Consider the following 25,872-nt stretch of genomic DNA (forward strand, 5'->3'; position numbering starts at 1 on the left):
AGTCGGGTCAGGGGATTTCGGAGGGAGCCGGTGCGGAGGACTCGGCTGCGAGGGCGGGGACCCGGCTGCGCACGCTTTACCAGCCGACGACGAGTGCCGGGACGAGAAGGGCCAGCAGCCACTGCGGCACGCTGGTGGGCGCCGGCCAGTAGTGGAGGTACGCGGCGACCGCGGTGATGTCGACGATGGCGGTGAGCGCCCAAGAGATACCCAGCCGGATGCGTAGGCGGCTTTCTCGTCGAAGAATTCACGCGCGTAGGAAACGAGGAGCCGGAATTCGGTCGATGCGGAACAAGTTCGCCGAGAGCTCGCAGAATGAAGAAGGCGAAGAGACGCCGCAGAAAGCATAGATGATCGCCAGGGCGGGACCCGCCGAGGAAAGGCTTCCGCCCGCACCGAGGAAAAGACCCGTGCCAATGGCGCCGCCAATTCCGATCATTTGCATCTGGCGATGCGAGAGGCCTTTCCGGTATTCGGGTTCCTCGCCGTCGGAGCCTCTCGGGAGCGTTGCCTCGGTGCCCGTGTCACACAGTCACGAGTTCCTCCTTGTGCCGGGGTCGAAGGGGTGCAAGTGGAAGGTTGTCAGTGGTCAGGCGAACGGACAATGGAAAGTCGCACGGTGCGAGAGGCGTAAAATTTGGCGTATGCACAATGCCATGGGTTGGCAGAGCAGAGTGGGTGGTCTTCGAGGCGTCGTAATATCTGAGGCATCGCACCAGGCAGAAGGAGGCAGGCGTGTCCGGTCAGGATGAACAGCGATGGGACGACCTCATCGAGCGGACGCGCGGAAGTTTGGGCGCCATGGTGGAGAAGTTCCTGGCACGCGCGATGGCGGACCCTTCCTATGCCGATTCCGAGCTGACCGCAGAGGATTTGCGACGGTCGAGCGCGGAGTCGTTCACAGCGATCCTGGACAGTCTGCGTTCCGACGGGACTACGAGCAGGCTCGTCGCTGTCGCCGAATCACTGGGTACCCGGCGCGCTCGGCAGGCCGTTCCGCTGGACAGCCTGCTGCGCGCCATCCGCCTGGATTTCACCGTGCTGTGGGAACACCTCGCGGAGTCGTCCTCGGAGGTGGACCCGGCACTCCTGGTCCGTCGGGCCGGATGCGTCTGGACCACGGTCGACGAGTTCGCGGCGCACGTCCAGGAGCACTATCTCGCGGAGCAGCTGGCCATCGAGCAGGCCAACGCCGACCTTCAAAGGCAGTACCTGTCGCAGCTGTTCGCTCCGTCGCGGCCGACCGAGGCCGCCCTGGAACGGATCGCCGGCGCGCTTCGCGTCCCACTGACGGGAAACTTCTGCGTGGCCGCTGCTTCCCGGGAGGACGGAGCCGTCATCCGCCGTCGGATCCGTGGCGCCGCGCGAAGCGTCTGGACCCCTTTTGCCTTCGATATGGGGCACCACACCCTGTTCATCTGGCCGACGGACGAAGTGGCCCTCCGGCGGCTCTCGCACCCCGCCCGGGAGCTCTTCGCCGGCCTGATGGTGGCCGTGGCCCCGGTCGCCAGAGGGCTGGCGAGGATCAGAGAGTCTGCTGCGGCCGCCAGAGAGATCATGATCGACCTGCCGATGGACAGTACGGGCGTAGCCACCCTGTCGGACCGCTGGCGGTCGGTGACCCGTCATCTTCTGGCCGGGGTCGGGTGTGACCTGGGACAGATTGTCTTCCCGTACCTGGAGAACTGCACGGAACTGGAGCGCAGGAAGATCCTGGAGACGGTCAGCACGTATCTGGAAACGGGAAGCTTGGGTGACACGGGCCGGGCGATGAACTGTCACCGCAACACCGTGCTGAACCGGCTCAACGCCTTCGAGAGGTACACAGGCCTCGACGTCCAGAGGCCCTACGACGCGGCTGCCGTGATCATTGCGTTGGAGTGGCTTTAGGGCGCTCGGCTCCAGGCGGATGACGAGTGAGCACGTCCCCTCACCCGCAGCATCCGACGACGTAGCGGCTCCGCCGGGTGGGCGCAGCCGCTACTGGGTCTAATCGCAGTGCATCGGGCTTCAGGTCGGTGGTGAAGCGATTCTGGGAAGTGCTCTGACCCGCGCTGTGCGCACGGGCCCGCACTGTCGGCCTCAGCTGAGACGGGCCGGTTCTGCTGCTCGGTGTACTGCCGCACGATCGACAGCGGAGCCCCGCCCACCGACCCGGCGAAGTACGAGCCGGACCACAGGCGCTGCGCCCGCCAGTAGTGCTGGACCAGTTCTGGATACTCCTGGCGGAGCCTGTGGGAACTGACGCCCTTGAGGCTGTTGACCAGCTTGGACAGGGCGACCTTCGGCGGGAAGTTCGCGAGCAGGTGGACGTGGTTGTTCTCGCCGTTGAACTCGACCAGCTCACATTCGAAGTCCTCGCAGACGGCCCGCGTGATCTCCTCCATACGCGTCAGGTGGGCGTCCTTGAAGACCTTGTGCCGGTACTTCGTCACGAAAGCCAAGTGCGTGTGAAGGGACGAAAGCGCAGTGTCTACCAGTACGAATGTTCTGATACTCGGCCATAAACCAAATGTAATACCGTGATCGGCATGCAGTTGAGGTACAGCTTCCGCCTGTACCCGAACGGTCCTCAGCGCTCCGCGCTGGCTCAGGCGTTCGGGTGTGCGCGGGTGGTCTACAACGACGCCCTGCGGGCTCGTGAGGCCGCCCGAGCCGCGGGCGAGGCGTTCCCCAAGACCGGGGATATGTCGAAGCTGCTGATCACCGAGGCGAAGAAGACCGAGGAACGCGCCTGGCTCGGTGAGGTCTCCTCCGTGGTGCTGCAACAGTCCTTGCGGGACCTGGACACCGCCTACCGGAACTTCTTCGACGGGCTGAAGGGGAAGCGCCCGCGCATGGGAGCACCCCGTTTCAAGTCCCGCAAGGACAACCGGCAGGCCGTACGGTTCACCGCGAACGCCCGCTGGAAGATCACCACCGGCAAAGACCTGTCGCTGCCGAAGATCGGCGATGTGCGGGTCAAGTGGTCCCGCGCTCTGCCCTCGGTCCCGTCCACGGTGACCGTGATCAAGGACGCGGCCTGCAGGTACTTCGCATCGTTCATCGTCGAGACCGACCCCGAGACGCTGCCCGAGACGGATGCCGTGGTCGGCATCGACCTGGGGCTGGGGCACTTCGCCGTCCTCTCTGACGGCACGAAGATCGATGCCCCGCGCTTCCTGCGCCGGGCCGAGAAGAAGCTCAAGCGCGAGCAGAAGCGTCTGAGCCGCAAAGCCAGGGGATCAAAGAACAGGGACAAGGCCCGCATCAAGGTCGCCCGCGCTCACGCACAGGTGGCCGACGCGCGGCGCGAGTTCCACCACCAGCTCTCCACACGGATCATTCGCGATAACCAAGCGATTGCCGTGGAGGACCTGGCGGTGAAGGGACTCGCCCGCACGCGCCTGGCCAAGTCCGTGCACGACGCCGGATGGTCGGCGTTCGTGACCATGCTGGAGTACAAGGCCGCCCGGTACGGGCGCATCTTCATCCGGATCGGCCGCTTCGAGCCGACCTCTCAGGTCTGCTGCCTGTGCGGCGTGAAGGACGGCCTCAAGCCCCTCCACGTCCGTACGTGGACGTGCGGGGCCTGCGGGGCCGTCCTGGACCGGGACATCAACGCGGCGGTCAACGTCGCCAAGGCCGCCGGACTGGCGGTGTCAGCCTGTCGAGCGCAGGTAAGACCGGTACTCGTACCGGCCCAGCGCGGTGAAGCAGGAACCCACCGAAACGGTCAGACGACCGTCGTAGGAATCCCCAGCCCTTAGGCCGGGGAGCGGAAGTCAAGCCTTCGTTCAGCTCCACAGCTCCGTGATCGGGACATCCAGCTCCGCCAGCAGCCGGCGCAGCAGCGGCAGCGAGAGGCCGATGACGTTGCCGTGGTCGCCCTCGATGCCGTCGATGAACGGAGCGGACCGCCCGTCCAGCGTGAACGCGCCCGCCACACGCAGCGGTTCACCGCTCTCCACATACGCGGCGATCTCCGCGTCCGTGGGGTCGCCGAACCGGACGGTCGTGGAGGCGGTCGCCGACGCCCGGCGGCCCGTCGCCATGTCGATCACGCAGTGGCCCGTCTGCAGCACCCCGGCACGGCCGCGCATCGCCTTCCAGCGGGTGACGGCCTCCTCGGCGTCCGCCGGCTTGCCCAGTGCCTGTCCGTCGAGCTCCAGGACCGAGTCGCAGCCGATCAGCAGCGCGCCCGCCGCCTCGGGACGTCCGGCCACGGCGGCGGCCTTCGCCTCGGCGAGGACGAGCGCCAGCTCGGCCGGGGTGGCCCCGCTGAGGGCGTCCTCGTCGACCCCGCTGACGATCACTTCGGGGGCGAGGCCGGCCTGCCGCAGCAGCCCGAGCCGGGCGGGGGAGGCGGACGCGAGGACGAGACGGCGTCGGGGAGCGTTCATGCGCTCATCGTAGGCGGACGGCGGGGGCCCGTGGCCGGCCGTCCCGTCATCTCGCGCAGCGGCGCGGGCAGGTGTCCGATGCCGGTGGGGCCGGGGCGTCAGTGCAGGCCGACCACCAGCATCGCCAGCAGCATCGCCACCGCCAGCACCACCCCTGCGCGCCGCATCATCGCCTGCGTGGCGCGCAGTTCCTCCGGGGGTTCGTCGTCTGGGTCGGACCACAGCATGCCTTCGATCCTGCTGCGGCGGCTCGTGCCGCGCCTGAGTACGGGTACTCAGGAGACCCGGCCACAGGCCGTGTCCGGGGGGAGCTTCTCCCCTGCCCCACCCCTTCCCGTAACCGGGGCTTCGCCCCCGGACCCCCTGTACGGCCTTCGGCCGTGTCCTCAAGCGCCGGACGGGCTGGGATCCGGCTCAGCCACATCCCAGCCCCGCCGGCGTTGGCGGCCCCGTTCAGCCCGCCGACGCTTGGGGCGCGAGGGCCCGTGCATCTCTGCCTCGTGTGGGGCGCAGGAGCCGGAAAATCCGGCCCTGCCGGCGCTTGAGGGCGGGGCTCGCACATTTCAGCCTCGCCGGCGTTTGAGGCGCGGGGGCCCGTGCATCCCCCCTGCCTGGTGTGGGGCGCAGGAGCCGGAAAATCCGGCCCTGCCGGCGCTTGAGGGCGGGGCTCGCACATTTCAGCCTCGCCGGCGTTTGAGGCGCGGGGGCCCGTGCATCCCCCCTGCCTGGTGTGGGGCGCAGGAGCCGGAAAATCCGGCCCTGCCGGCGCTTGAGGGCGGGGCTCGCACATTTCAGCCTCGCCGGCGTTTGAGGCGCGGGGGTACGGGGGCGGAGTCCCCGCAACGGGGTCCGGGGCGGAGCCCCGGTTACGTCCCCGGGCAGGTCAGAGCGGCCAGTACGTGCGTGCCCAGGAGCGCGGCCCGGGCACCGGCCTGCGCATGCGGGCGATGCGCGCCGGATCCGACCACCCCTCCGGCGGCAGCGGCGCGCCCTCCCCGGCAGCCGCCGCCGTCGCCGCGGCGCGTGCCCGCACCACCGCGAGCGCGGCGGCCAGCTCCTCCGGTGTCGGGTTGCCCCGTACGACCTTGATCACCGCTGATTCCTTTCCTGCGGAGGATTGCACGGGTGCCTACAGGGGGATGTTGCCGTGCTTCTTCGGCGGCAGGCTCGCCCGCTTCGTCCGCAGCTGGCGCAGGCCCTTGACGATCTGCGCACGGGTGTCCGACGGCATGATCACCGCATCGATGTAGCCGCGCTCCGCCGCCGTGTACGGGTTCAGCAGTGCGTCCTCGTACTCCTGGATCAGCCGCGCCCGGGTGGCCTCGCGCTCCTCGTCGGTCGCGGCCTCGGCGATCGTCCTGCGGTGCAGGATGTTCACCGCGCCCTGCGCGCCCATGACCGCGATCTGGGCGGTCGGCCAGGCCAGGTTGAGGTCCGCGCCCAGGTGTTTGGAGCCCATGACGTCGTACGCGCCGCCGAACGCCTTGCGGGTGATCACCGTGATCAGCGGGACGGTCGCCTCCGCGTAGGCGTAGATCAGCTTGGCTCCGCGCCGGATGATCCCGCCGTACTCCTGGTCGACGCCGGGGAGGAAGCCGGGGACGTCGACGAAGGTCAGCACCGGGACGTTGAAGGCGTCGCAGGTGCGTACGAAGCGGGCCGCCTTCTCGCTGGCGTCGATGTCCAGACAGCCGGCGAACTGCATCGGCTGGTTGGCGACGATGCCGACCGGATAGCCCTCGACGCGCCCGAAGCCGGTGACGATGTTCGGCGCGAACAGCGACTGCGTCTCCAGGAACTCGCCGTCGTCCAGCACGTGCTCGATGACGGAGTGCATGTCGTACGGCTGGTTCGCGCTGTCCGGGATGAGCGTGTCCAACTCGAGGTCCTCGCCGGTCGGCGTCAGATCGGCCTCCTCGGGGAAGGCCGGCGCCTCGGAGAGGTTGTTCGAGGGCAGATAGGACAGCAGCGACTTGACGTACTCGACGGCGTCCTTCTCGTCGCCCGCCATGTGGTGCGCCACGCCCGAGGTGCTGTTGTGCGTGCGTGCGCCGCCCAGGTCCTCGAAGCCGACGTCCTCGCCGGTGACCGTCTTGATGACGTCGGGCCCGGTGATGAACATATGCGAGGTCTGGTCCACCATCACCGTGAAGTCGGTGATCGCGGGGGAGTAGACCGCGCCGCCCGCGCACGGCCCCACGATCAGCGAGATCTGCGGGATGACCCCGGAGGCGTGCGTGTTGCGGCGGAAGATCTCGCCGTACATGCCGAGGGCGCTCACGCCTTCCTGGATGCGCGCGCCGCCGGAGTCGTTGATGCCGATCACCGGACAGCCGGTCTTCAGCGCGAAGTCCATCACTTTGATGATCTTCTGACCGAACACCTCGCCGAGGGCGCCGCCGAAGACGGTGAAGTCCTGCGAGAACACGGCGACCGGGCGGCCGTCGACCGTGCCGTACCCGGTGACCACGCCATCGCCGTACGGGCGCGTCTTCTCCAGGCCGAAACTGGTGGAGCGGTGCTGCGCGAACTCGTCCAGTTCGACGAACGACCCCTCGTCAAGCAGCAGATCGACCCGCTCCCGGGCGGTCAACTTGCCCTTGGCGTGCTGCTTTTCCACGGCGCGCGCGGAGCCGGCGTGGGTCGCCTGCTCGATCCGGCGCTGCAGATCCGCGAGCTTTCCCGCGGTCGTGTGGATGTCGATCTCTTCCGGCTCGGACATCGGGATGCGGCTCCCTGCCTGGTCACGGGGGGACGGGGGACTCAAGGGGACGGGGTGGCTGGCTACTGACTCGTAGCGTATCGGCGTGGATACCGTTCGGCAGTGCGGCGTTTACCACACCTAACCTGGCTTGCATGACGCCAGACAATGCGCCTGAGCACACCCCTGACCATGAGCCGGGTACCGCATCCGGCAGCCGCTGGTCCGATCTGGACCGGCCCCCGCTGAACGTCACCGCGCTGCGCCGAGCCCTGCTGATCGAGGGCGGGCTGTGGACCTCGCTCGACGTGGTGCCCTCCATCGGCTCCACCAACACCGACCTCGGCGGGCGTGCTGCCGCTCTCCCCGAGGGCGCGGTGCTCGTCGCGGAGGAGCAGACGGCCGGGCGCGGCCGGCTGGACCGCACCTGGACGGCCCCCGCCCGCTCCGGGTTGTTCTTCTCCGTGCTGCTGCGGCCCGGCGACGGCGTGCCCGTGCGCCACTGGGCCTGGCTGCCGCTTCTGGCCGGAGTGGCGACGGCCAGTGCCCTGGCCAGGGCGGCAGGCGTCGACATGTCCCTCAAATGGCCTAACGACCTGCTGGTCATGGTGAAGGGGGCGAACGGCACGGAGGAGCGGAAGGCCGGCGGCATCCTCGCGGAGCGGGTCACCGAGGACGCAGTCGTCGTCGGCATCGGGCTCAATGTCACGCTGCGGCCCGATGAGCTGCCCGTTCCCGAGGCGGGCTCCCTCGCCCTGGCGAATGCGGTCTCCACCGACCGCGACCCGCTGCTGCGCGCGATCCTGCGCTCCCTGGAGCAGTGGTACCGCCGGTGGCGCTCGCTGGGCGGAGATCCGGCGGGTTCCGGCCTCCAGGAGGCATATGCGGCGGGCTGCGCGACCCTCGGGCGCACGGTGCGCGCGGAGCTGCCCGGCGGCCGCAGTCTGACCGGAGAGGCGGTGGCCGTGGACGGCGAGGGGCGTCTGGTGGTGGCCGAGGACGGCGGGGAGCGGCATGCCGTCGGGGCCGGCGACATCGTGCATCTGCGGGCGGCCGGGTCCTGATCCGGGCTGAACCGGGCCTGAACCGGGCTGCGAGGCTCCGGGGGCCTGAACCGGTCTGCGAGGCCCGGGCCGGGGCCTGAGCGGGCCCGCGAGGTTCAGGTCCGGGCCTCAGGGGCCGGTGAGCCGGCGCTCGGCCCGTCCTCCGGGACGTGAGCTACGGCACACCTGACGTATCGTTGAGGCGATCGAGCGACAGATCGGCAGGGCAGTGCGCAGGGAACGGGCAGGAGGCGGCTGGTGACCGTCGACGACACCACTTCCGGCGCGGGTGCGCAGCCGCCGTCGGGCTCCTCGTCGGGCTCCGGGGCCTCCGCGGCTTCTTCGGGGGCGTCGTCCGTGCATCCGACGCCGCACCACGAGGTGGACCACACAGCGGAGCCGACCGACGACCCGCTGGCCATCCGCCTCGAACAGCTCATCCTGGGGGCGGAGCGCCGTTACACCGCCTTCCAGGCGGCCCGTACGGCCGGGGTGTCGATGGACCTGGCGTCCCGCTTCTGGCGGGCCATGGGCTTCGCCGACATCGGGCAGGCCAAGGCGCTCACCGAGGCGGATGTGCTGGCGCTGCGGCGGCTCGCGGGCCTGGTCGAGGCCGGGCTGCTCAGCGAGCCCATGGCGGTGCAGGTGGCCCGTTCGACCGGGCAGACCACCGCCCGGCTCGCCGAATGGCAGATCGACTCCTTCCTGGAGGGCCTCACCGAGCCCCCCGAGCCCGGAATGACCCGCACCGAGGTCACCTATCCGCTGGTCGAGCTGCTGCTGCCGGAGCTCGAGGAGTTCCTGGTGTACGTGTGGCGGCGGCAGCTCGCCGCGGCCACAGGACGGGTCGTGCAGGCCGCCGACGACGAGGAGATGGTGGACCGCAGGCTGGCGGTCGGCTTCGCGGACCTCGTCGGCTTCACCCGGCTGACCCGGCGGATGGAGGAGGAGGAACTCGGCGAGCTGGTCGAGGCCTTCGAGACCACCGCCGCCGATCTGGTCGCCGCGCACGGCGGACGGCTGATCAAGACCCTCGGCGACGAGGTGCTGTACGCCGCGGACGACGCGGGCACGGCCGGGGAGATCGCGCTCCGGCTGATCGAGACGATGGCCGACGACGAGGCGATGCCGGCGCTGCGGGTGGGCATCGCGTTCGGGACCGTGACCACACGGATGGGCGATGTCTTCGGCACGACCGTCAACCTGGCCAGCCGGCTCACCTCGATAGCGCCCAGGGACGCGGTGCTGGTGGACGGGGCGTTCGCGGAGGAGATCGTACGGAACGGGGACGCGCCCAAGGCGGAGGCCGACGAGGACCCGGCCGCCCTGGCGAAGTACCGCTTCCAGCTTCAGCCGATGTGGCAGCGGCCGGTGCGCGGGCTGGGCGTGGTGGAGCCGTGGCTGCTGGCGCGGCGAGAGGTCTAGGATCGCCCGTACCGCTGTGATAACGGTCGTTAACCTGCGATCGTCTCTGGGAGGGTGCGCGCATGTCCACATCCACGTCCGGGTCCACATCCACGTCCGGGTCCACGTCCGCGTCCGGGTCCACGTCCGCGTCCGCGTCCGAAGTGCGTTTCGGCGAGTTCGTCGCCGTCCGCAGGCATGAGCAGGGCCGGGTCGCCGAGCTGGTGCTCGACCGTCCGAAGGCGATGAACGCGGTCTCCACCGAGATGGCGCGGTCGATCGCGGCCGCGTGCGAGGCGCTGGGCGCGGACCGGGACGTACGGGTGACGGTGCTGACCTCCACGCATGACCGCGCGTTCTGCGTGGGGGCGGATCTGAAGGAGCGCAACTCCTTCACCGACGCGGAGCTGGTGCGGCAGCGGCCGACCGCACGCGCCGCGTACACCGGTGTGCTGGAGCTGCCGATGCCCTCGGTGGCCGCGGTGCACGGCTTCGCCCTGGGCGGCGGCTTCGAGCTGGCCCTGTCCTGCGACGTGATCGTCGCGGACGCGACCTCCGTGGTGGGGCTGCCGGAAGTGTCGGTCGGGGTGATCCCCGGGGGCGGCGGCACCCAGCTGCTGCCGCGGCGCGTGGGGGCGGCACGGGCGGCGGAGCTGGTCTTCACGGCGCGGCGCGTGGACGCCGCGGAGGCGCGCGAGCTGGGCCTCGTGGACATCCTGGCGGAGCACGCACGCACCGAGGCGCTGGCGCTGGCCGCCCGGATCGCGGCGAACTCCCCGGTGGGACTGCGCGCGGCCAAGCGGGCCATGCGGCTGGGCCACGGACTGGACCTGCGGGCCGGCCTCGACGTCGAGGACGCGGCGTGGCGTGCGACGGCGTTCTCGGGGGACCGTGCGGAGGGTGTGGCGGCGTTCAACGAGAAGCGCGCGCCGCAGTGGCCGGGCGAGTGAGCGGCGCAGGGGTCCAGCCCTCGCGCCACGGGTAGTCCTCGCGCCCCGGGGGTGCTGTCTGTGCCGCGAGTGGTCCGCAGGCCCGGGGGTGCTGTCTGTGCCGCGAGGGTCCGCAGGCCCCAGGGCGTCACGATCGGTGACCGGATGCGGGCAGAACGGCATAGGCTGGGATGATGGCTGAGGATCGGCGGTTGCGGACCGTGGTCGCCCTCGCGCAGAGCATGGCCGCCGCCCAGACCCCCCGCGACTCCTGGCGCGCCGCCGCCCACGGCGCCCGCGAGGCGCTCGGCGGGTCTTTCGCGGCGCTCTCGGTGTGGGAGCGCGACCTGGGGCGGCTCAGGGTGCTCGTCAACGTGGGCGCACTGGCCGACGGCGAGGAGGAGTTCCCGGAGTCGGAGACCTACCCCGTCCACAACTTCCCGGAAATCGCCGAGTTTCTGCACGAGCGATGGGCGGGCGGCGGCGAGCCCGACGCGTGGGTGGAGACCGTCGACGGCCCGGCCGAGGACGGCCACGGCTACTGCCACCAGCGGGTGGCCGCCCTTCGTCGCCGGGGCCGCGGCTGCTGCGTCGTCGCGCCGATCGTGCTGCACGGCCGCGCCTGGGGCGAGCTCTATGTCGCCCGCCCCCTCCGCGCCCCCGTCTTCGACCGCGAGGACGCCGACTTCGCCACCGTTCTGGCCTCGGTCGTCGCCGCGGGCATCGCGCAGACCGAGCGCCTGGAAGAGGTCCGCAGACTCGCCTTCACCGACCCTCTCACCGGGCTGGCGAACCGCCGGGCCGTCGACGCGCGCCTCGACGAGGCGCTGGAGCGGCACCGCGCCGACGGCAACGTCGTCAGCCTCGTGGTCTGCGACCTCAACGGCCTCAAGCAGGTCAACGACACCCTCGGCCACGCCGTCGGCGACCGTCTGCTGGAGCGGTTCGGCTCCGTGCTGTCCCTCTGCGGCGCGATGCTTCCCGGAGCGCTGGCCGCCCGTCTGGGCGGGGACGAGTTCTGCCTGGTCGCCCTCGGCCCGACCGCCGACGACGTGGTCCGTGTGGCCGACGAACTGTGCAGAAGGGCAGCGGAGTTGGAGCTGGGCGAGGGCGTCGCCTGCGGGGTCGCCTCCACCGGGGATCCGATCGGCGAGGTCCGCTCCGCCCGCCGCCTGTTCCGGCTCGCCGACGCCGCCCAGTACCGGGCGAAGGCCGCGCACTCCCTGAAGCCCGTGGTGGCCGGCCGCGACGGCGCGGTCCTCCGGCTCGCCGACGCCCCGCCGCGCCCGCCCGGCGAGCGCCGCAGCTTCCGCGCCGCACGTCCGCAGGACGGGCCGCCCGAGTCCCCCCGGTGACAGGTTGCGATTCAGTCCGTAGTCTGCTGAATATGGATATGCACACTGTGGTGGTCGGCACGTCCGGGACCACCGCCGAGGACGTCATCGCCGTGGCCCGCGGAAACGCCAGGATCGAGCTGTCCGAGCAGGCGCTGGCCGCGCTCACGGCCGCGCGGGAGATCGTGGAGGCGCTGGCCGCCAAGCCCGAGCCTGTGTACGGCGTGTCGACCGGCTTCGGCGCGCTCGCCACCCGCCACATCAGCCACGATCTGCGCACCCAGCTCCAGCGCAACCTCGTCCGCTCGCACGCCGCGGGCATGGGCCCGCGCGTGGAGCGCGAGGTGGTCCGTGCGTTGATGTTCCTGCGGCTGAAGACCGTGGCCTCCGGGCGCACCGGCGTACGCCCCGAGGTCGCGCAGACCATGGCGGACGTCCTGAACGCCGGCATCACCCCCGTCGTCCACGAGTACGGCTCCCTGGGCTGCTCCGGCGACCTCGCCCCGCTGTCTCACTGCGCCCTGACCCTGATGGGAGAGGGCGACGCGGAGGGCCCGGACGGCGTCGTGCGCCCCGCAGGCGAACTGCTCGCCGAGCACGGCATCAAGCCCGTCGTGCTGCACGAGAAGGAGGGCCTCGCCCTCCTCAACGGCACCGACGGCATGCTCGGCATGCTGATCATGGCCATCGCCGACCTCCAGCGCCTCTACACCTCCGCCGACATCACCGCGGCCCTCACCCTCGAGGCGCTGCTCGGCACGGACAGGGTGCTCGCCCCCGAACTGCACACCATCCGCCCCCACCCCGGCCAGGCCGTCGCCGCCGCCAACATGAGCGCGGTGCTCAAGGGGTCCGGGCTCGTCGGCCACTTCCAGCAGGACGAGGCCCCCCGCGTCCAGGACGCGTACTCGGTGCGCTGCGCCCCCCAGGTCGCCGGCGCGGGCCGCGACACCCTCGCCCATGCCCGTCTGGTCGCCGAGCGGGAGCTGGCCGCCGCTGTCGACAACCCGGTCGTCCTCCTCGGGGGCGCCTCGCAGGCCGAAGGCCCTGGGGGCGGGAGGGTCGAGTCCAACGGCAACTTCCACGGCGCGCCCATCGCCTATGTCCTCGACTTCCTCGCGGTCGCCGCCGCCGACCTCGGCTCCATCGCGGAGCGCCGCACCGACCGGCTCCTCGACAAGAGCCGCTCCCACGGGCTGCCGCCCTTCCTCGCCGACGACCCGGGCGTGGACTCCGGACTGATGATCGCCCAGTACACGCAGGCCGCCCTGGTCAGCGAGCTCAAGCGGCTCGCCGTGCCGGCCTCGGCCGACTCGATCCCGTCCTCCGCGATGCAGGAAGACCATGTCTCCATGGGCTGGTCCGCGGCCCGGAAGCTGCGCACCGCCGTCGCCGGGCTGAGCCGCATCCTCGCGGTCGAGCTGTACGCGGCGGCCCGCGCCGTCGAACTGCGCGAGGGGCTTACCCCCGCCCCCGCCTCACGCGCCGCGATCGCCGCGCTGCGTGCGGCCGGCGTGGAGGGCCCGGGGCCGGACCGGTTCCTCTCGCCGGATCTTCAGGCCGCGGAGGCGTTCGTGCGGGAGGGCCGGCTGATCGAGGCCGTGGAGCCGGTGACGGGCCCGCTTGGCTGAGCTGCGTCCGGGGCGTACGGGCCCGGGGCATGCGGCAGGCTCCTCAGGCGCAAGGGCGCCGTCGTGTCTGCTGCGGGCGGCCGGGCGCGGATAAGGCCGTCGTGCGTGCTGCGGGCGGCCGGGCGCGTGCAGAGCCTTCAGACACAGGGAAGGCCGGGGAAGACCCTCAGGCGTACGGAGTGCCGCCGGGCGTACCGGGACGGCGGCGCACCGAGTACGTCACCAGACCCACGCCGACGGTCAGCAGCGCGGTGCCGCCGAGCAGATACGGGGTGGTGTCAAAGCTCCCCGTGTCCGCCAGCCGCAGGTCCCGTTCCTGGGCCTGGGCCTGGGCCTGCGACCCGGCGTCGGCCCGGGCCTGGGCCTGCGACCCGGCGTCGGCCCGGGCCTGGGCCTGCGACCCGGCGTCGGCCCGGGCCTGGAGGGGGGCGGCGGCGCTCTGCGGCTGTGCCGCCGTCTGCGGCGCCTCCCGTGCCTCCCGGGCCTCTTGCTCGGCGGTGGCGTTGGCCGAGGGGACGAAGCACAGCGCACACAGCAGCGTCCCTGCGGCAGTGGCGGTGAGCAGCGGTCGACGTGCGGCGGACACGGCTCGATCCCCCTTGAGGCATCCTCGACTTGGGTGGGTGCGCCGATGCTAGTGAACGCGCCCCGCCGTGGGAAAGTCGAGGTGGCGGGGTGCGGCGCTCTACCCTCCGTCGTATGAGTGCTTCTGAAACATCTAGGTATGTACGGCTCCGGGTGGATTTGGTGCTGGAAGTCCAGGACGTGGAGCAGCTGATCGGCGGCGCCCTCGACCGGATCGCGGCGGACGAATTCATGCCGGACGAGGAGCGGACCCACGCCGAGTCCGCGGTCGGCGAGGACGAGGCGGAGGCCCTCGCGTATCTCGTGGACCCGTTCGACCTCGTCGCGGAGGTGCCGGGGGTGGAGCTGGCGCAGGCGTCCTGGAGCAGCGAGCAGATCGACTACGACCCGGACGCCGACGACTGGGAGCTGGCGCACGACGAGGAGGACGGGGACGAGGAGTCGGACGAGGGGGCCGACGAGCAGGAGGAGGACCTCGCGCGGCACCAGTAAGGGCTCTGGCCACGGCCCAGGTCACAGCCCAGATCACGACCCAGATCACGACCCAGGTCAGGGGTCTGCTCACGGGCCCGGGGCGGGGGCCCCGGTCACGGTGCGGACGCGTTGCGGGGCCCGGTGCAACCGGCCGGGCCCCGCCGACGTCTGTCAGTGGCCGGGACCGTTGAGTGTTGTTTCCCACATCCCGAGAGGTGTGGAACCGGATGGCCCGGAATGCGTGTTGTCCTAACAGATGGTTGTCAGGGGTTCGGCGACGATGGAGAAGCGTGTGATGACGGACGGCAAGCGGCGCAGAGGCCTGATGGTGGCGTCCGCGGTGCTCGGCGGTGTGCTGGTGCTGTCGGCCTGCAGCGGCGACGGTGACAGCGCCAAGAGCGGCGGCGGCGCCGACGGCTCCAAGAAGTCGCAGGCCCAGGTCGACGAGGCGGCGGCGAAGGAGACGTCGAAGGCCCGAATAACGATCTCGCCCAAGAACGGCGCGACGAACGTGGGCATCAACGACGACGCCAAGGTCACCGTGGCTGACGGCACCCTGACCGAGGTGGTCCTGACGACAGCCGCGGGCCAGTCCGTCCAGGGCACGCTCGCCGCCGACGGCAAGAGCTGGAAGCCGGACGGCCAGCTGGAGCGCTCCACCACGTACAAGATCGCGGCCACCGCCAAGGACGCCGACGGCCTGGAGGCCCACGAGAACGCCTCCTTCACCACCGTCTCGCCCGAGAACAGCTTCATCGGCTACTTCACGCCGGAGGACGGCTCCACGGTCGGCGTCGGCATGCCGGTGTCGATCAACTTCAACAAGGAGATCACCGACCGCAAGGCCGTGCAGTCCGCGATCACGGTGAGCTCCACCAGCGGCCAGGAGGTGGTTGGCCACTGGTTCAACTCCAAGCGCCTGGACTTCCGCCCCGACCAGTACTGGCAGGAAGGCTCCACCGTCACGCTCAAGATGGAGCTGGACGGCGTCGAGGGCGCGGACGGCGTCTACGGCGTACAGAAGAAGACGGTCACGTTCAAGATCGGCCGCAACCAGGTCTCCACCGTCGACGCCGAGACCAAGACCATGACGGTCACCCAGGACGGCAAGACGATCAAGACGATCCCGATCTCCGCGGGCTCGCCGGAGACCCCGACGTACAACGGTCAGATGGTGATCTCCGAGAAGTTCAAGGAGACCCGGATGAACGGTGCGACCGTCGGCTTCACGGACGACGACGGCAAGGGCGAGTACGACATCAAGGACGTGCCGCACGCCATGCGGCTGTCCACGTCCGGCACCTTCATCCACGGAAACTACTGGGGCGCCGACTCGATCTTCGGCAAGGTCAACACCAGCCACGGCTGCGTCGGCCTGAACGACGCTCAGGGCGCGAACGACCCCAACCAGCCCGGCGCGTGGTTCTACGACAACTCGATCGTCGGCGATGTGGTGATCGTCATGAACTCCAAGGACACCACCATCAAGCCGGACAACGGCCTCAACGGCTGGAACATGAGCTGGGCCGACTGGAAGGCCGGCTCCGCGGTCTGACGGCCGTCACCACCGTGTGAAGGCGGCGTCCCCCTGCTCCGGGGGACGCCGCCTTCACGTCTGCCGCCTCCGCCTCTGCGGTCCGCGGTCCGCCGTCTGCGATCTGCCGTCTGCGGTCCCGCGGTCTGTGCTGCCGTCCGCGGTCTGCCGTCTGCCGTCTGCCGTCTGCCGTCTGCCGTCTGCCGTCTGCGGTCCGCGGTCTGCGGTCCGCGGACATTCCCCTGTGCGCGCGCCACCCGGCCGCCCCGCTCAGTCCTGCTGCCGCTCCTGCACCTCCTCCACGCCCCAGCCCGCCAGCAGCCGCAGCGACTCGGCCGACCGGGTCCCCGGCTCCGCGTGGTACGTCACCAGCGACAGATCGTGGTCCTCCGGCAGCTGGAACGTCTCGTACGACAGGGTCAGCTCGCCCACCAGCGGATGGCGCAGCACCTTGGTGCCGAAGCACTTGTCCTGCACGGTGTGCGCCGCCCAGAGCGTCCGGAACTCCTCGCTCCGCACCGACAGTTCGCCGATCAGCCCCGGCAGCAGCGGATCGTCGGCCGAGCACCCCGCGTACATGCGCAGAAAGCTCACCACGTCCCTCGCCTTGCTCTCCCAGTCCACGTACAGATCGCGGGCGTTGGGGTCGAGGAAGACCTGCCACGCCATATTGCGCTCCTTGGCGGGCAGCGCGGCGACGTCGCCCAGCAGGGCACGGGCCATCCGGTTCCAGCCCACGATGTCCAGCCGCCGCCCCAGGACATAGGCGGGAACCGTCTCCATGGCGTCCAGCAGCTGCTGCAGCGCCGGACGCATCTGCTGCGGCCGGGACGCCGGCCGACGGTGCTTCTTCTGCTGCTTGGGCTTCGCCAGATGGGTGAGGTGGTCCCGCTCCGCGTCGGTCAGCCGCAGGGCCCGGGCGATGGAGTCCAGCACCTCAAGCGAGACATTGCGGCCATGGCCCTGTTCGAGACGGGTGTAGTACGCCACGGACACACCGGCCAGCTGCGCCAGCTCCTCACGGCGCAGCCCCGGCACCCGGCGGCGCCTGCCGAACTGCGGCAGGCCCACGTCCTCGGGGCGCAGCCGGGCCCGGCGGGATCGGAGGAATTCGCTGAGTTCGGCACGCTGGTCCATAGCAGCCAGTATTACGGGCGGCGACCGGACGGGGGCGCGGGAACCTGTCACTGCCAGTGGTAGGCACGCCGGTGGTACGCACCCCGGTCGTACGCAGAACAGAGGGCTGGGTGGCAGCGTCGCAGGGTCGCAGGCTGATGCCCATGACCTCTCAGATCACCTCCCAGACCGACATCCAGCACAGCACCGTTCCCGCGTACGCGGCTCCCTCCGCCAAGGCGCCGCTGGAGCGGACCGCCATCCCCCGCCGTCCGGTCGGCGAGCATGACGTCCTGATCGAGATCAAGTACTCGGGCATCTGCCACTCCGACATCCACCAGGCCCGCGACGGCTGGACCGAGGGCATCTTCCCGATGGTCCCCGGCCACGAGATCGCGGGCGTGGTCACCGAGGTCGGCCCCGGCGTGACCAGGTTCGCCGTGGGCGACCGGGTGGGCGTGGGCTGCATGGTCGACTCCTGCCGCGAGTGCGACAACTGCCGGGCCGGCCTCCACCAGTACTGCACGGGCGGCAACGTCGCCACGTACAACGGGCTCGACAAGAACGGCGACCCCACGTACGGCGGCTACTCCACGCACATCGTCGTGGACGAGCAGTACACGCTGCGCATCCCCGACCAACTGCCCCTGGACGTCGCCGCACCGCTGCTGTGCGCCGGCATCACCCTCTACTCGCCCCTCGCCCACTGGAAGGCGGGCCCGGGCAAGCGCGTCGCGATCGTCGGCCTCGGCGGCCTTGGCCACATGGGCGTCAAGATCGCGCATGCGATGGGAGCCGAGGTGAGTGTCCTCAGCCAGTCGCTCCGCAAGAAGGGCGACGGGCTGCGGCTGGGCGCGGACCACTACTACGCGACCAGCGACGAGACCACCTTCCAGAAGCTGGCCGGCCACTTCGACCTGATCGTCTCCACGGTCTCCGCCCCGCTGCCGTTCGACGCGTATCTCTGCCTGCTGAAGACGGGCGGCGCGCTGGTGAACGTGGGCGCACCCGAAGAGCCCGTCTCGCTCAACGTCTTCTCCCTCATGCTCGGCCGCAAGACCCTCGCCGGCTCGGCGATCGGCGGCATCCCCGAGACCCAGGAGATGCTGGACTTCTGCGCGGAGCACGGCCTGGGCGCGGAGATCGAACTGATCCGCGCGGACCAGATCAACGAGGCGTACGAGAGGGTGCTGGCGAGTGACGTCCGCTATCGCTTCGTGATCGACGCGGCGACGATCTGACGGCAGCGGGAGCCGGGCGCCGCCCCGGACCCTGTTCCTCAAGCGCCGGAGGCGCTGGGCCTTCCAGCCGCTCCGGCGCTTGAACACCCAGTACATCCAGTACATCCAGCACATCCAGTACACCCCCATACGGCTGGGGCCCGCCCGCGAAACCCGTGGGCAGAGCCATCCCGGTCCCCCTCCGGCCCGCCGGGGCGGCGTCCAGGGCGAGGCCTGCGCGGGACAGCCGGCCGACGTCACGATCCAGCCCGCCCGGACGGACCGGCGGGACGAGGTCCGTGGGACGTCTCACCCGGTCAGAGGCGCCAAGTAGTCGACAGTTCGTCCCCGGCGGGGCAGGCGGTCCGGCCGCTTTCCACGACCCGCCGGACGGCGCGAACGAGCAGCCCCAGGAGGAATGCCTGGAAGGTGTACGAGAACAGGAGGATGCACCACACCGTCGCATCGGTCTGCACCCAGGTGCCCGCAGCGTTGGCGACGGAGAGAAGTGCTGCGCCTGTCGGCCCCGCAAGGAACAGTGCGAACAGCCCGGCGCCCAGGCTGCCGTCTTCACCAGCGCCTGCCAGGAGCAGGAATCCGGCGAGGCCGAGGTAGGTGCCTGAGAGCCAATTGCCGAAGGTCAGGCTCGCGATGGTGCGCAACGTGGAACGCATGGTGCTCCTCGACGCCGACGGACCCGCGCCGGCCCACATGGCCTGCCCGTGGCCGTCGTGCTGGTGGGCCCGCCGTCCGGGCCGTGTGACCGTCATCGTGGTCCCGCCCGCACGGCCGCGTGAGAGTACGGCTACTCAAACGGGGCCGTGTAGCTCAGCCTGCCCACCGGGCCGGGAGGCCGATGGCCGCGTGGGCTGCGTCCAGGCGTCAAGCCTTGTTCGCAGACCCTTCCTGCGGGCTTGCCGCATCGTTGTGCGCCCGCCGGGCCGACACCAGGCGCCCGTCGGCGTCGACGGGCATGTCGAGGAAGGCCCGGACCTCCCGGTTGAACGCGACGGGGTTCTCCCAGAATGCGAAGTGGCTGGCACGCTCGCGGAGGATCCGCACGACGGCCCCGGGAATGGCCAAGGCCACTGACCGCGCGGCAGCGGAGGGGATCACGCTGTCGCTCCCTCCGATGACCAGCGTCGGAACGGTGATCCTGGGCAGGACGTCACGCCAGTCCTGCATGACGTTGTCCAGCAGAAGTCTGCCGGCGTACTCCCTGGGCAGGAGCAGGTTCTGGGCGAGAACCCACTGGCGGTCCCCCTCGTCGGCGGCCGGGGTCCACATGGCATTGAGGAACTCGGCACTGATGATCTCGGCATCCGAGCGCGGGTCGCGGAGTCCCGCGACGACATCGGCGACCTGTCCGAGGCCGTACAACGCGCCAAGGTGTTCGGCCAGGCCGTCCGGCCAGTACGGCTGGCGGACCAGAACGGCGGGTTCGTCGAACAGCACCAGGCGCGCCAGCCGGTCCCCACCGAACAGGTCCCAGTAGGACCACGCCAGCGCGCAGCCCATGGAGTGGGCCACCCAGACGACCTCGGTGAGGTCCAGGAGGCAAATGAGCTGATGGAGGTCCGTCGACAGACGAGCGATCCGGTAGCCGTGATCCGGCCTGTCGGATCCGCCGTGGCCGCGGTGGTCGATCGCGATCACATGATGTGTGCGCGCGAAGTCGTCGATCTGGTGCCTCCATTGCGCGGCCGTCTGCGACCAGCCGGGGACGAGAAGCATGTCCGGACCGCTGCCGGCCTCGAGGTAGTGCAGCCGTACGCCGTCGTTCATGGTGACGAAGCCGCTGCACACACCGCGCATCTCGTCCTCCTCCAGCACAGCGGCAACACCTGCTCCAGCACAGCGGCAACACCTGGCCCCATCCCTCTGCGGGTGCGGCCGGGCTCGTCCGATTCAGCACTTCCGCGACTCGGGAAACGATCATGTCGGGTCGTGCTGACCCGGGCAATTTCCCACGCCTACCGGTCAGCCCGCCGGAGATGTGAGGGCACCCTGCTCCGCATGCCACGGCGGCACCTGGCGGAGCCCTCCGCCGGACCGCCGTGACCGGGCCTCTGGCTGCAGGTTCCTGTCGGCTTCCGCTACGGAAAGAGACCGTCAACGCGGCTTGATGACCCACGTCATCCGGTCCCGCTTCCACTTGGACGGGAAGCGGCTGTCCCGGACCGCGGGCAGGCCGAGATTCGGGGAGTGAGTTTCGAACGTGTCAGGGCCGGTGCGCCGAGTCGTCGACGGGCACGATGCCGATCGGGCAGCTCACGCCCGTGCCTACGAGGCTGTATCCATGTGACCCATGGACATACGCGCTGCGATCTACTGCCGGATCAGCCAGGACCGAGGAGGCGCGGGCACGGGCGTCGCTCGCCAGGAGGACGACTGTCGGGCATTGTGCGCTCGCAAGGGCTGGGACGTCATCACCGTGTACACCGACAATGACGTGAGCGCCTACTCCGGAGCCCCGCGGCGAGCCTGGCAGGAGCTGTTAACAGACATCAGCCATGGCACCGTGAACGCGGTCGTCTGCTGGCACGTGGACCGACTCACCCGGTCTCCGCGAGAGCTGGAGGACGTCATCGATCTCGCGGACAGGAACGGTCTGGAACTCGCGACCGTCACCGGGGAGGTCGACCTCTCCACACCGACCGGTCGCATGGTCGCCCGGATGCTGGGAGCCGCCGCACGTCACGAAGCGGAGCACAAGGCGGAGCGGCAGCAGCGCCAGCGACGGCAGGCAGCCGAAGCGGGCAGGATCGCCGGGGGCGGTCGACGCCCCTTCGGCTATGAGGACGACCGGGTCACCGTCCGGCCCAGCGAAGCCGAGATTGTTCGCGAGGGTGCGCGGCGTGTTCTAGCCGCCGAGAGCCTGGCCAGTATCTGCCGAGACTGGCAGGCTCGGGGGATCGTCACAGCTGCGGGAATCCCGTGGAAGCCCACCGGCCTGCGTCGCATGCTGGCATCGGCCCGGATCAGTGGGCGGCGGGAACACACGCCGCGCGGGTCGTGGGAGAGGACCAGGCCGCTGCTTGGTGAGATCGTCGCAGACGCGGTGTGGCCAGGGATCATCAGCGATGAGGACTCTGATCGTCTGCGTGCGCTGCTCTCCGATCCGGAGCGGCGACGGAAGGTCGAGGGGGACGAGCGTCGCAGCTATCTGCTGTCCGGGATTCTGCGCTGTGGCAAGCCACGTGCGGATGGCAAGCCCTGCGGCACAGGCATGGTTGGCCGCCCGCGCTCCGGCGTCCCACGGTACGTGTGCCCGAACACGCCGGGTGCAGACAGCTGCGGAGGGACGGCCGCCAACGCAGCGCGGACCGATGAGCATGTGCGGGACATGCTGCTGGCCGCCTTGGAATCCGAGACGCTCATGGAACGACTGCGTGAGCCCGATGACACCGGCAGCGAACTCTACGAAGAGATCCGGGTGGACGAGGAAGAGCTTGAGGAACTCGCCTCTGATTTCGGCCACCGGAAGATCACACGCAAAGAGTGGATGACCGCGCGCGAACCGATCGAGGTGCGGTTGGAGCGGAACCGTGCCAAGCTCGCGAACGTCTCGGGCAGCGGGATCCTGTTGGACTTCATCGGTAGCTTCGAGGACATGGCGGCGCGCTGGGAGCGCATGAACCACTCTCAGCGGCGCGCGATCGTGACCGCTGCTGTCCGATCCATCGTGGTCGCCCCGGCCGATCCCCGGAGGCGCTGGGATCCTGACCGCTTCATCTTCGACTGGATCGCGTAGAACGGTGACGTGCCGTACGGGTATCAGCCTCCACCAGCGCGAAGACCCGCACGGCACGTTCAATGACCGCCAAGTCTTCAATCCGAGGCGGGAGACCTTGGCGGGCACGGGACCGGGCCACGCGCTCCCGTAGTTCATCCGGAGCCAAGAGCAACCCCAGTTGCGGAGTTGAGTTCGGCACGCGCGATCGCGCCGTTGCGCGCGAGGTCTTCGGCGACTCCGGCCGCGATGAGTGCCGCGCCGGGGGTGTGGCCGGAGCCGACGTAGCGCCAGAGGGCATCGGTTGCCGAGCCCGCATCGGGCGGCTGGCCAAGGCCCTGATGCTCGGCGCGTTCGGCTCTCAGTGCGGCATACGTAGTCGAGTAGGCGCGGGACTTGGTGAGGATGTGGCCGCGGTAGCCGAGGGTATGTGTCCAGGCACGCAGTCGCAGTGGCTCGTACTCAGCGAGCCCGCCGAGCCGCCAGCAGGTGCGCATCAGGGTGCGGACGTGCCGCGTCGCCGGTACGGCGTCGATGTCGTCCCAGGTCAGCAGTCGATGGTCTGCGCCGGCCCCTGTCTCGCGGGCACCCTTGGTGACGTACTTCGCAACATACGCAGCAACGGCGTCATCGGACATGCTGTCTCTGTCAGCGTTGAGCGCACGGACATCGATCTGAGCACCCCAGGCCAAGGGGAGTTCGCCGACAGCCGGACTGTAAGCGGTGCGGACCAGGACATGCGCAGCCGATGTGCGTATGGCGTCGGTGAGCCGGGCAACCGTGCCCCAGGCAGGGGGTTCGTCATCGGGTCCGGCCGGGCCGTCGAGCCGGACGACTGCATGAACGTGAACGGCTGCGCGCTGCTGGTACTCCGCGACTCTGGCGAAGGACAGCCGGGCGTGGGCAGGGAAGTCGGACTGGGCGAGGCCGACCGAGGAGGCGAGGCGGCGGCGGACGCCGATGACGAAGCGGTCCCACAGCTTTCCTGCGTGCGCGTGCCAGAGGACGTGCGCGGGATAGTCGTAGCAGTCGGGGCACAGAGGCTGGCCAACGAGAGGATCGGCCGAATCGTGCGCGGTCCCGCAACCAAGGCGTCGGCCGTGTTCGCAGTGGCCGCCGTCGCGCCGGGGGCGGCAGGGTTCGCCATCCGCAGCGCGGTGCACAGGCCCGAAGGACGGGGCGGTCAGGGTGGCGAAGAGCCGGGGCCGGGTGCGTACCGACTCGGGGACGCTCTTGCCGCCGAGGAGCCCGGCGCGGACCAGGTGGAAGGTGTCGCCCGCATGGAGGCGGGAGCAGGGGGCGCACACGGTGGCTCGGCGGTTGCGGCAGCGTACGGAGAGCCGTTCGCCGGGTTCGTCGCGGGTGTCGTAGTGGTGCAGGATCTCGTTGGTGGCTGTGGACCAGGTGGTCGTTGAGCCTGAGAGGTGGACCGGGTGGGCGCAGCCGCCTGTGGAGGCGATCTGCTCCAGCCAGCGAGTGAACTTGGGATCTTGGGCGAGCCGTATGGCGTCGCGGTCGACTTCTGAGAGCTGACGCAGGCGCGCCGCGCGGTCGAGCGTGGCGCGCCTGTCGGCCGAGGTGTTCTCGGTGGTGATGGTGGGGACCTCCCGGGGTGGGCCGCCGCAGCGGCTTGGGTGTCGGTTGGTGGCGGGGTGTCGTCCATGTGGTCGCCCCTCTCAGGTCGGGCGGGTGGGTCAGCGGATGATGGTGCCTTTGCCGCGGCAGACTCGGCAGCGGTGCACGCGGCCGGTCCGGGTGCTGCGGCTTCCTTCGCCTTTGCAGTGCGGGCAGCGCACTGGGCGCATGGGCATGGTGTGGCCTCCCTTCGTCAGCCGTTGCTGAAGCCGTTGAAGATCCAGTTCATGAGGCCGTCGACGGTGAAGATGACGGGTGTCTGGCCGAGGTAGAGACCGAAGAGTCCGATGCAGACGGCCTCCCAAGCGCGTACGTCACGGGCACGGACCAGGAGGACGGTGATGATCCCGAAGACCACCACAAGCGGCAGGGCTGTTGCTTCGCTCATGCGTCTGCGCTCCCTTCCAGCGCTGCCAGCGCGTGTGTGACGCTGGGCAGTTCGGGGGTGAGCGCCGCGTGCTTGGCGGCTGTGGCAGTGGCTTCCTCGGCGGTGGTCAGATGGGACCGGGCGCGGTCCCAGCCGCCGTCAGCGCCCGTGCAGACCGCGACCCCGCGTTCCTCCGCGGTGATGGACTGGGCTACCGCCACGGCGTCCTTGTTGAGGTCACCGAGGGCCATCTCCGCCGTGCCGGGGTCGTTGACGCGGTGGCAGATTCGGCCGGAGAGCTGAGCACGCAGCGCCGTGACTCCAGGGCCGAGGTCGGAGCCGACCCGCTGTCCGGCGATCACCAGGTGGACACCCAGCGCCGCGCCGAGCTGAGCGAGCCGTAACAGAGAGGTCGAGCACTGTTCTGCCTCCGCCTTCCCCGTCCGGGTGCCGTCTGTGAGGTACAGCTCCGCCAGTTCGTCCACGATCACGACGACCGGCACGGGGCGGAGCTTGTCGGGCAGTTCCCAGATCGAGCGGACGCCCGCGGCACGGCAAGCGGCCATGCGGTGCTGCAAGTCGACGACCAGGGCTCCGAGCACGGCCACGGCCTCACGGCGCGAGGTGGTGAGCGCCGACAGCCGCCGAGCGAACAGCCCCAGCTCCATACCGCCCTTGCAGTCGATGCCGACCAGCGCCACAGATTGCGGGGCGAGCTGGGCGACCAACCGGGCCAGCAGGGTGGACTTGCCGGTACGGGTCGCGCCGACGATCAGCCAGTGCGGCACGAGGCGGAGGTTCATGACCCACGCTCCGCCACTCTCCAGCACTCCGATCAGGGCGGACATCAAGGCTGCGGGAGCAGTAGCGATGCCCGGCCGTTCAAGCGGATCAGTGGCCGTCGCTGTCAGGTGCACGATGCCCCGCTCGGGTGAGGTCACCCGTACGGCGTGAACCCTCCAGGCGTGCGCCAGAGCGTCGGCCGCCGCCATGAACGGTGCCGGGGTCTGCCCTGCGTGCAGTCGCACGATCAGAGACAGGCCCGTCCGAGTCGCCTTGGGGAAGGATGCTCGGGGAGGTACGGGGCGTAAAGCCTCGCCCTTGACGATCGCGTCACCGACGAGTCCGCGCGGCGGTCGGCGGGACACCGCGAGGTCGTTGAGCGTGGTCACCCGTCGCCACGTCCACAGCACGCGGAGAGCGGTGACGGGATAGCCCGCGATGTACCAGTGCCAGACGGGCCGGTGCTGCCGAAGCCAGTCGCCTACGACGAGCATCCAGGCGAGTGCCGCCAGGGCGAACGCGAGAGTGATGGGTCCCATCAGGCACCTCCTCCCTTCACAGGACCGGAGGTCGCGGGAGCGATCGAGTCGGCGCGGAAGCTGATCCCGTGCCGGTCGCCCATGGCCCAGGCGAACGCCTCCAGGCCGGTGACCTTGACGATCTGCCCCTCTTCGAGTCCTTTCGGTTCACCGCTCACGGCGATCTCGATCACGGAGATGCGCCGTCCCTCCTGCCGGACGGTCACGGCCACGGTGTAGATCGTGTTGCCGTCGCGGTCCTTCTTCTCCTCCTTCGTCTCGAAGTTGCTGAGCTTCGGTTCCGGCAGGACGGCGCACCGCAGTACGCCGAGCCGGGACACGTCCACGGGGATGGACTGCATGATCTGTGGCCTCCTTGGCCTGTCGGGACGTCAGACTCTCAATCTGACGTCACTCGTCCTTATGAGTTGCGAGTATGTGGCTCTGTACGGGAGTTGGGCAAGTGCTTATGCTGACGAGTGA

At 70.0% G+C, this 25,872-nt stretch carries 24 protein-coding genes and 3 pseudogenes; 12 read left to right on the forward strand and 15 right to left on the reverse strand.

Annotated elements, in window-relative coordinates; translation table 11 throughout:
* Positions 1 to 85: 85 nt before the first annotated feature.
* A pseudogene (locus tag QCN29_RS24570) lies at positions 86 to 532 on the reverse strand (amino acid permease); the annotation flags it as partial.
* A 203-nt stretch (positions 533 to 735) separates the two neighbouring features.
* On the opposite strand from QCN29_RS24570, the gene QCN29_RS24575 reads away from it, so the two are divergent.
* Positions 736 to 1,890, forward strand: a complete 1,155-nt coding sequence (locus QCN29_RS24575) for a helix-turn-helix domain-containing protein (RefSeq protein WP_279930837.1) — start codon at positions 736 to 738, stop codon at positions 1,888 to 1,890.
* Between the two features lie 203 nt (positions 1,891 to 2,093).
* Here the strand turns inward: QCN29_RS24575 and tnpA are convergent.
* Positions 2,094 to 2,505, reverse strand: a pseudogene (gene tnpA / locus QCN29_RS24580) (IS200/IS605 family transposase); the annotation flags it as partial.
* A gap of 26 nt (positions 2,506 to 2,531) precedes the next feature.
* Between tnpA and QCN29_RS24585 the strand changes: the two are divergent.
* Complete coding sequence (locus QCN29_RS24585; protein ID WP_279930839.1) at positions 2,532 to 3,749, forward strand: RNA-guided endonuclease InsQ/TnpB family protein; 1,218 nt, start codon at positions 2,532 to 2,534, stop codon at positions 3,747 to 3,749.
* 27 nt (positions 3,750 to 3,776) lie between these two features.
* On the opposite strand, the gene QCN29_RS24590 is transcribed toward QCN29_RS24585, so the two are convergent.
* The 4 genes from QCN29_RS24590 to QCN29_RS24605 all read right to left on the reverse strand — a co-directional run bounded on the left by QCN29_RS24590 (position 3,777) and on the right by QCN29_RS24605 (position 7,104).
* Positions 3,777 to 4,382, reverse strand: coding sequence for a Maf family protein (locus QCN29_RS24590; RefSeq protein WP_279930840.1), 606 nt, complete (start codon positions 4,380 to 4,382; stop codon positions 3,777 to 3,779).
* Positions 4,383 to 4,480: 98 nt separating this feature from the next.
* Positions 4,481 to 4,609, reverse strand: coding sequence for a morphogenic membrane protein MmpB (mmpB, locus tag QCN29_RS24595; protein ID WP_275674989.1), 129 nt, complete (start codon positions 4,607 to 4,609; stop codon positions 4,481 to 4,483).
* 656 nt (positions 4,610 to 5,265) lie between these two features.
* Entirely contained in the window at positions 5,266 to 5,475 is a 210-nt protein-coding gene (locus QCN29_RS24600; RefSeq protein WP_240137501.1) for an acyl-CoA carboxylase epsilon subunit, read from the reverse strand.
* Between the two features lie 36 nt (positions 5,476 to 5,511).
* On the reverse strand, positions 5,512 to 7,104 hold the full coding sequence (locus QCN29_RS24605; RefSeq protein ID WP_279930842.1) for an acyl-CoA carboxylase subunit beta: 1,593 nt from the start codon (positions 7,102 to 7,104) through the stop codon (positions 5,512 to 5,514).
* A gap of 134 nt (positions 7,105 to 7,238) precedes the next feature.
* Between QCN29_RS24605 and QCN29_RS24610 the strand changes: the two genes are divergently transcribed.
* The 5 genes from QCN29_RS24610 to hutH all read left to right on the forward strand — a co-directional run bounded on the left by QCN29_RS24610 (position 7,239) and on the right by hutH (position 13,424).
* Positions 7,239 to 8,147: a biotin--[acetyl-CoA-carboxylase] ligase gene (locus tag QCN29_RS24610; RefSeq protein ID WP_279930844.1), complete on the forward strand. Its 909-nt coding sequence runs from the start codon at positions 7,239 to 7,241 to the stop codon at positions 8,145 to 8,147.
* A 237-nt stretch (positions 8,148 to 8,384) separates the two neighbouring features.
* Positions 8,385 to 9,551: an adenylate/guanylate cyclase domain-containing protein gene (locus QCN29_RS24615; protein ID WP_279930845.1), complete on the forward strand. Its 1,167-nt coding sequence runs from the start codon at positions 8,385 to 8,387 to the stop codon at positions 9,549 to 9,551.
* Positions 9,552 to 9,613: 62 nt separating this feature from the next.
* Positions 9,614 to 10,480 (forward strand): enoyl-CoA hydratase/isomerase family protein, encoded by an 867-nt coding sequence (locus QCN29_RS24620; protein WP_279930847.1) that lies wholly within the window; start codon positions 9,614 to 9,616, stop codon positions 10,478 to 10,480.
* Positions 10,481 to 10,650: 170 nt separating this feature from the next.
* A complete protein-coding gene (locus QCN29_RS24625; protein WP_240137492.1) occupies positions 10,651 to 11,814 on the forward strand; it encodes a GGDEF domain-containing protein in 1,164 nt (387 codons plus the stop codon).
* A 38-nt stretch (positions 11,815 to 11,852) separates the two neighbouring features.
* Entirely contained in the window at positions 11,853 to 13,424 is a 1,572-nt protein-coding gene (hutH, locus tag QCN29_RS24630; protein ID WP_240137565.1) for a histidine ammonia-lyase, read from the forward strand.
* A gap of 166 nt (positions 13,425 to 13,590) precedes the next feature.
* Here the strand turns inward: hutH and QCN29_RS24635 are convergent, their stop codons facing one another.
* The gene (locus QCN29_RS24635) at positions 13,591 to 14,010 is read right to left on the reverse strand and encodes a hypothetical protein (protein ID WP_279930848.1); all 420 of its coding nucleotides are present in this window, start codon (positions 14,008 to 14,010) and stop codon (positions 13,591 to 13,593) included.
* A 161-nt stretch (positions 14,011 to 14,171) separates the two neighbouring features.
* Between QCN29_RS24635 and QCN29_RS24640 the strand changes: the two genes are divergently transcribed.
* On the forward strand, positions 14,172 to 14,501 hold the full coding sequence (locus QCN29_RS24640) for a hypothetical protein (protein ID WP_318036737.1): 330 nt from the start codon (positions 14,172 to 14,174) through the stop codon (positions 14,499 to 14,501).
* A 262-nt stretch (positions 14,502 to 14,763) separates the two neighbouring features.
* Positions 14,764 to 16,038, forward strand: coding sequence for a L,D-transpeptidase (locus QCN29_RS24645; RefSeq protein ID WP_279930852.1), 1,275 nt, complete (start codon positions 14,764 to 14,766; stop codon positions 16,036 to 16,038).
* Positions 16,039 to 16,287: 249 nt separating this feature from the next.
* Here the strand turns inward: QCN29_RS24645 and QCN29_RS24650 are convergent, their stop codons facing one another.
* Positions 16,288 to 17,154, reverse strand: a complete 867-nt coding sequence (locus QCN29_RS24650; protein WP_279930854.1) for a helix-turn-helix domain-containing protein — start codon at positions 17,152 to 17,154, stop codon at positions 16,288 to 16,290.
* Positions 17,155 to 17,297: 143 nt separating this feature from the next.
* Between QCN29_RS24650 and QCN29_RS24655 the strand changes: the two genes are divergently transcribed.
* Positions 17,298 to 18,374, forward strand: coding sequence for an NAD(P)-dependent alcohol dehydrogenase (locus QCN29_RS24655; protein WP_279930856.1), 1,077 nt, complete (start codon positions 17,298 to 17,300; stop codon positions 18,372 to 18,374).
* 79 nt (positions 18,375 to 18,453) lie between these two features.
* Positions 18,454 to 18,687, forward strand: a complete 234-nt coding sequence (locus QCN29_RS24660) for a hypothetical protein (RefSeq protein WP_279930858.1) — start codon at positions 18,454 to 18,456, stop codon at positions 18,685 to 18,687.
* Here QCN29_RS24660 and QCN29_RS24665 read toward each other — a convergent pair.
* From QCN29_RS24665 to QCN29_RS37190, 3 genes and pseudogenes are all read right to left on the reverse strand, one after another.
* A complete protein-coding gene (locus tag QCN29_RS24665; protein WP_279930860.1) occupies positions 18,671 to 19,027 on the reverse strand; it encodes an SCO4225 family membrane protein in 357 nt (118 codons plus the stop codon). The genes QCN29_RS24660 and QCN29_RS24665 overlap by 17 nt on opposite strands.
* 208 nt (positions 19,028 to 19,235) lie before the next feature.
* Positions 19,236 to 20,186 carry an alpha/beta fold hydrolase gene (locus tag QCN29_RS24670; protein WP_279930862.1) on the reverse strand — a complete coding sequence of 317 codons (951 nt, stop codon included), beginning with the start codon at positions 20,184 to 20,186 and terminating at the stop codon, positions 19,236 to 19,238.
* A gap of 285 nt (positions 20,187 to 20,471) precedes the next feature.
* Positions 20,472 to 20,558: pseudogene (locus QCN29_RS37190) on the reverse strand (DUF4291 family protein); the annotation flags it as partial.
* Positions 20,559 to 20,661: 103 nt separating this feature from the next.
* Here QCN29_RS37190 and QCN29_RS24680 point away from each other — a divergent pair.
* Positions 20,662 to 22,107, forward strand: coding sequence for a recombinase family protein (locus tag QCN29_RS24680; RefSeq protein WP_279930864.1), 1,446 nt, complete (start codon positions 20,662 to 20,664; stop codon positions 22,105 to 22,107).
* Between the two features lie 134 nt (positions 22,108 to 22,241).
* Here QCN29_RS24680 and QCN29_RS24685 read toward each other — a convergent pair whose 3' ends face one another.
* From QCN29_RS24685 to QCN29_RS24700, 4 genes are all read right to left on the reverse strand, one after another.
* Complete coding sequence (locus QCN29_RS24685; protein WP_279930892.1) at positions 22,242 to 23,624, reverse strand: replication initiator; 1,383 nt, start codon at positions 23,622 to 23,624, stop codon at positions 22,242 to 22,244.
* A gap of 290 nt (positions 23,625 to 23,914) precedes the next feature.
* Positions 23,915 to 24,109 (reverse strand): hypothetical protein, encoded by a 195-nt coding sequence (locus tag QCN29_RS24690; protein ID WP_279930866.1) that lies wholly within the window; start codon positions 24,107 to 24,109, stop codon positions 23,915 to 23,917.
* Positions 24,106 to 25,410: an FtsK/SpoIIIE domain-containing protein gene (locus tag QCN29_RS24695; RefSeq protein WP_279930868.1), complete on the reverse strand. Its 1,305-nt coding sequence runs from the start codon at positions 25,408 to 25,410 to the stop codon at positions 24,106 to 24,108. The genes QCN29_RS24690 and QCN29_RS24695 overlap by 4 nt, the downstream gene beginning before the upstream one ends.
* Positions 25,410 to 25,751 carry an SCO3933 family regulatory protein gene (locus QCN29_RS24700; protein WP_279930870.1) on the reverse strand — a complete coding sequence of 114 codons (342 nt, stop codon included), beginning with the start codon at positions 25,749 to 25,751 and terminating at the stop codon, positions 25,410 to 25,412. The genes QCN29_RS24695 and QCN29_RS24700 overlap by 1 nt, the downstream gene beginning before the upstream one ends.
* Between the last annotated feature and the right edge of the window lie 121 nt (positions 25,752 to 25,872).

Origin of the sequence: Streptomyces chengmaiensis, from assembly GCF_029846775.1 — a bacterium.
GTDB lineage: Bacteria > Actinomycetota > Actinomycetes > Streptomycetales > Streptomycetaceae > Streptomyces > Streptomyces chengmaiensis.

What these genes read in the sequence shown, in the direction of transcription:
- QCN29_RS24605 (WP_279930842.1), bottom strand. Translation starts at nt 7,104, where the DNA reads ATGTCCGAGCCGGAAGAGATCGACATCCACACGACCGCGGGAAAGCTC.
- QCN29_RS24625 (WP_240137492.1), top strand. Translation starts at nt 10,651, where the DNA reads ATGATGGCTGAGGATCGGCGGTTGCGGACCGTGGTCGCCCTCGCGCAG.
- QCN29_RS24665 (WP_279930860.1), bottom strand. Translation starts at nt 19,027, where the DNA reads ATGCGTTCCACGTTGCGCACCATCGCGAGCCTGACCTTCGGCAATTGG.
- hutH (WP_240137565.1), top strand. Translation starts at nt 11,853, where the DNA reads ATGCACACTGTGGTGGTCGGCACGTCCGGGACCACCGCCGAGGACGTC.
- QCN29_RS24655 (WP_279930856.1), top strand. Translation starts at nt 17,298, where the DNA reads ATGACCTCTCAGATCACCTCCCAGACCGACATCCAGCACAGCACCGTT.
- QCN29_RS24650 (WP_279930854.1), bottom strand. Translation starts at nt 17,154, where the DNA reads ATGGACCAGCGTGCCGAACTCAGCGAATTCCTCCGATCCCGCCGGGCC.
- QCN29_RS24610 (WP_279930844.1), top strand. Translation starts at nt 7,239, where the DNA reads ATGACGCCAGACAATGCGCCTGAGCACACCCCTGACCATGAGCCGGGT.
- QCN29_RS24700 (WP_279930870.1), bottom strand. Translation starts at nt 25,751, where the DNA reads ATGCAGTCCATCCCCGTGGACGTGTCCCGGCTCGGCGTACTGCGGTGC.
- QCN29_RS24690 (WP_279930866.1), bottom strand. Translation starts at nt 24,109, where the DNA reads ATGAGCGAAGCAACAGCCCTGCCGCTTGTGGTGGTCTTCGGGATCATC.
- QCN29_RS24590 (WP_279930840.1), bottom strand. Translation starts at nt 4,382, where the DNA reads ATGAACGCTCCCCGACGCCGTCTCGTCCTCGCGTCCGCCTCCCCCGCC.
- QCN29_RS24645 (WP_279930852.1), top strand. Translation starts at nt 14,764, where the DNA reads ATGGAGAAGCGTGTGATGACGGACGGCAAGCGGCGCAGAGGCCTGATG.
- mmpB (WP_275674989.1), bottom strand. Translation starts at nt 4,609, where the DNA reads ATGCTGTGGTCCGACCCAGACGACGAACCCCCGGAGGAACTGCGCGCC.
- QCN29_RS24680 (WP_279930864.1), top strand. Translation starts at nt 20,662, where the DNA reads ATGGACATACGCGCTGCGATCTACTGCCGGATCAGCCAGGACCGAGGA.
- QCN29_RS24585 (WP_279930839.1), top strand. Translation starts at nt 2,532, where the DNA reads ATGCAGTTGAGGTACAGCTTCCGCCTGTACCCGAACGGTCCTCAGCGC.
- QCN29_RS24620 (WP_279930847.1), top strand. Translation starts at nt 9,614, where the DNA reads ATGTCCACATCCACGTCCGGGTCCACATCCACGTCCGGGTCCACGTCC.
- QCN29_RS24695 (WP_279930868.1), bottom strand. Translation starts at nt 25,410, where the DNA reads ATGGGACCCATCACTCTCGCGTTCGCCCTGGCGGCACTCGCCTGGATG.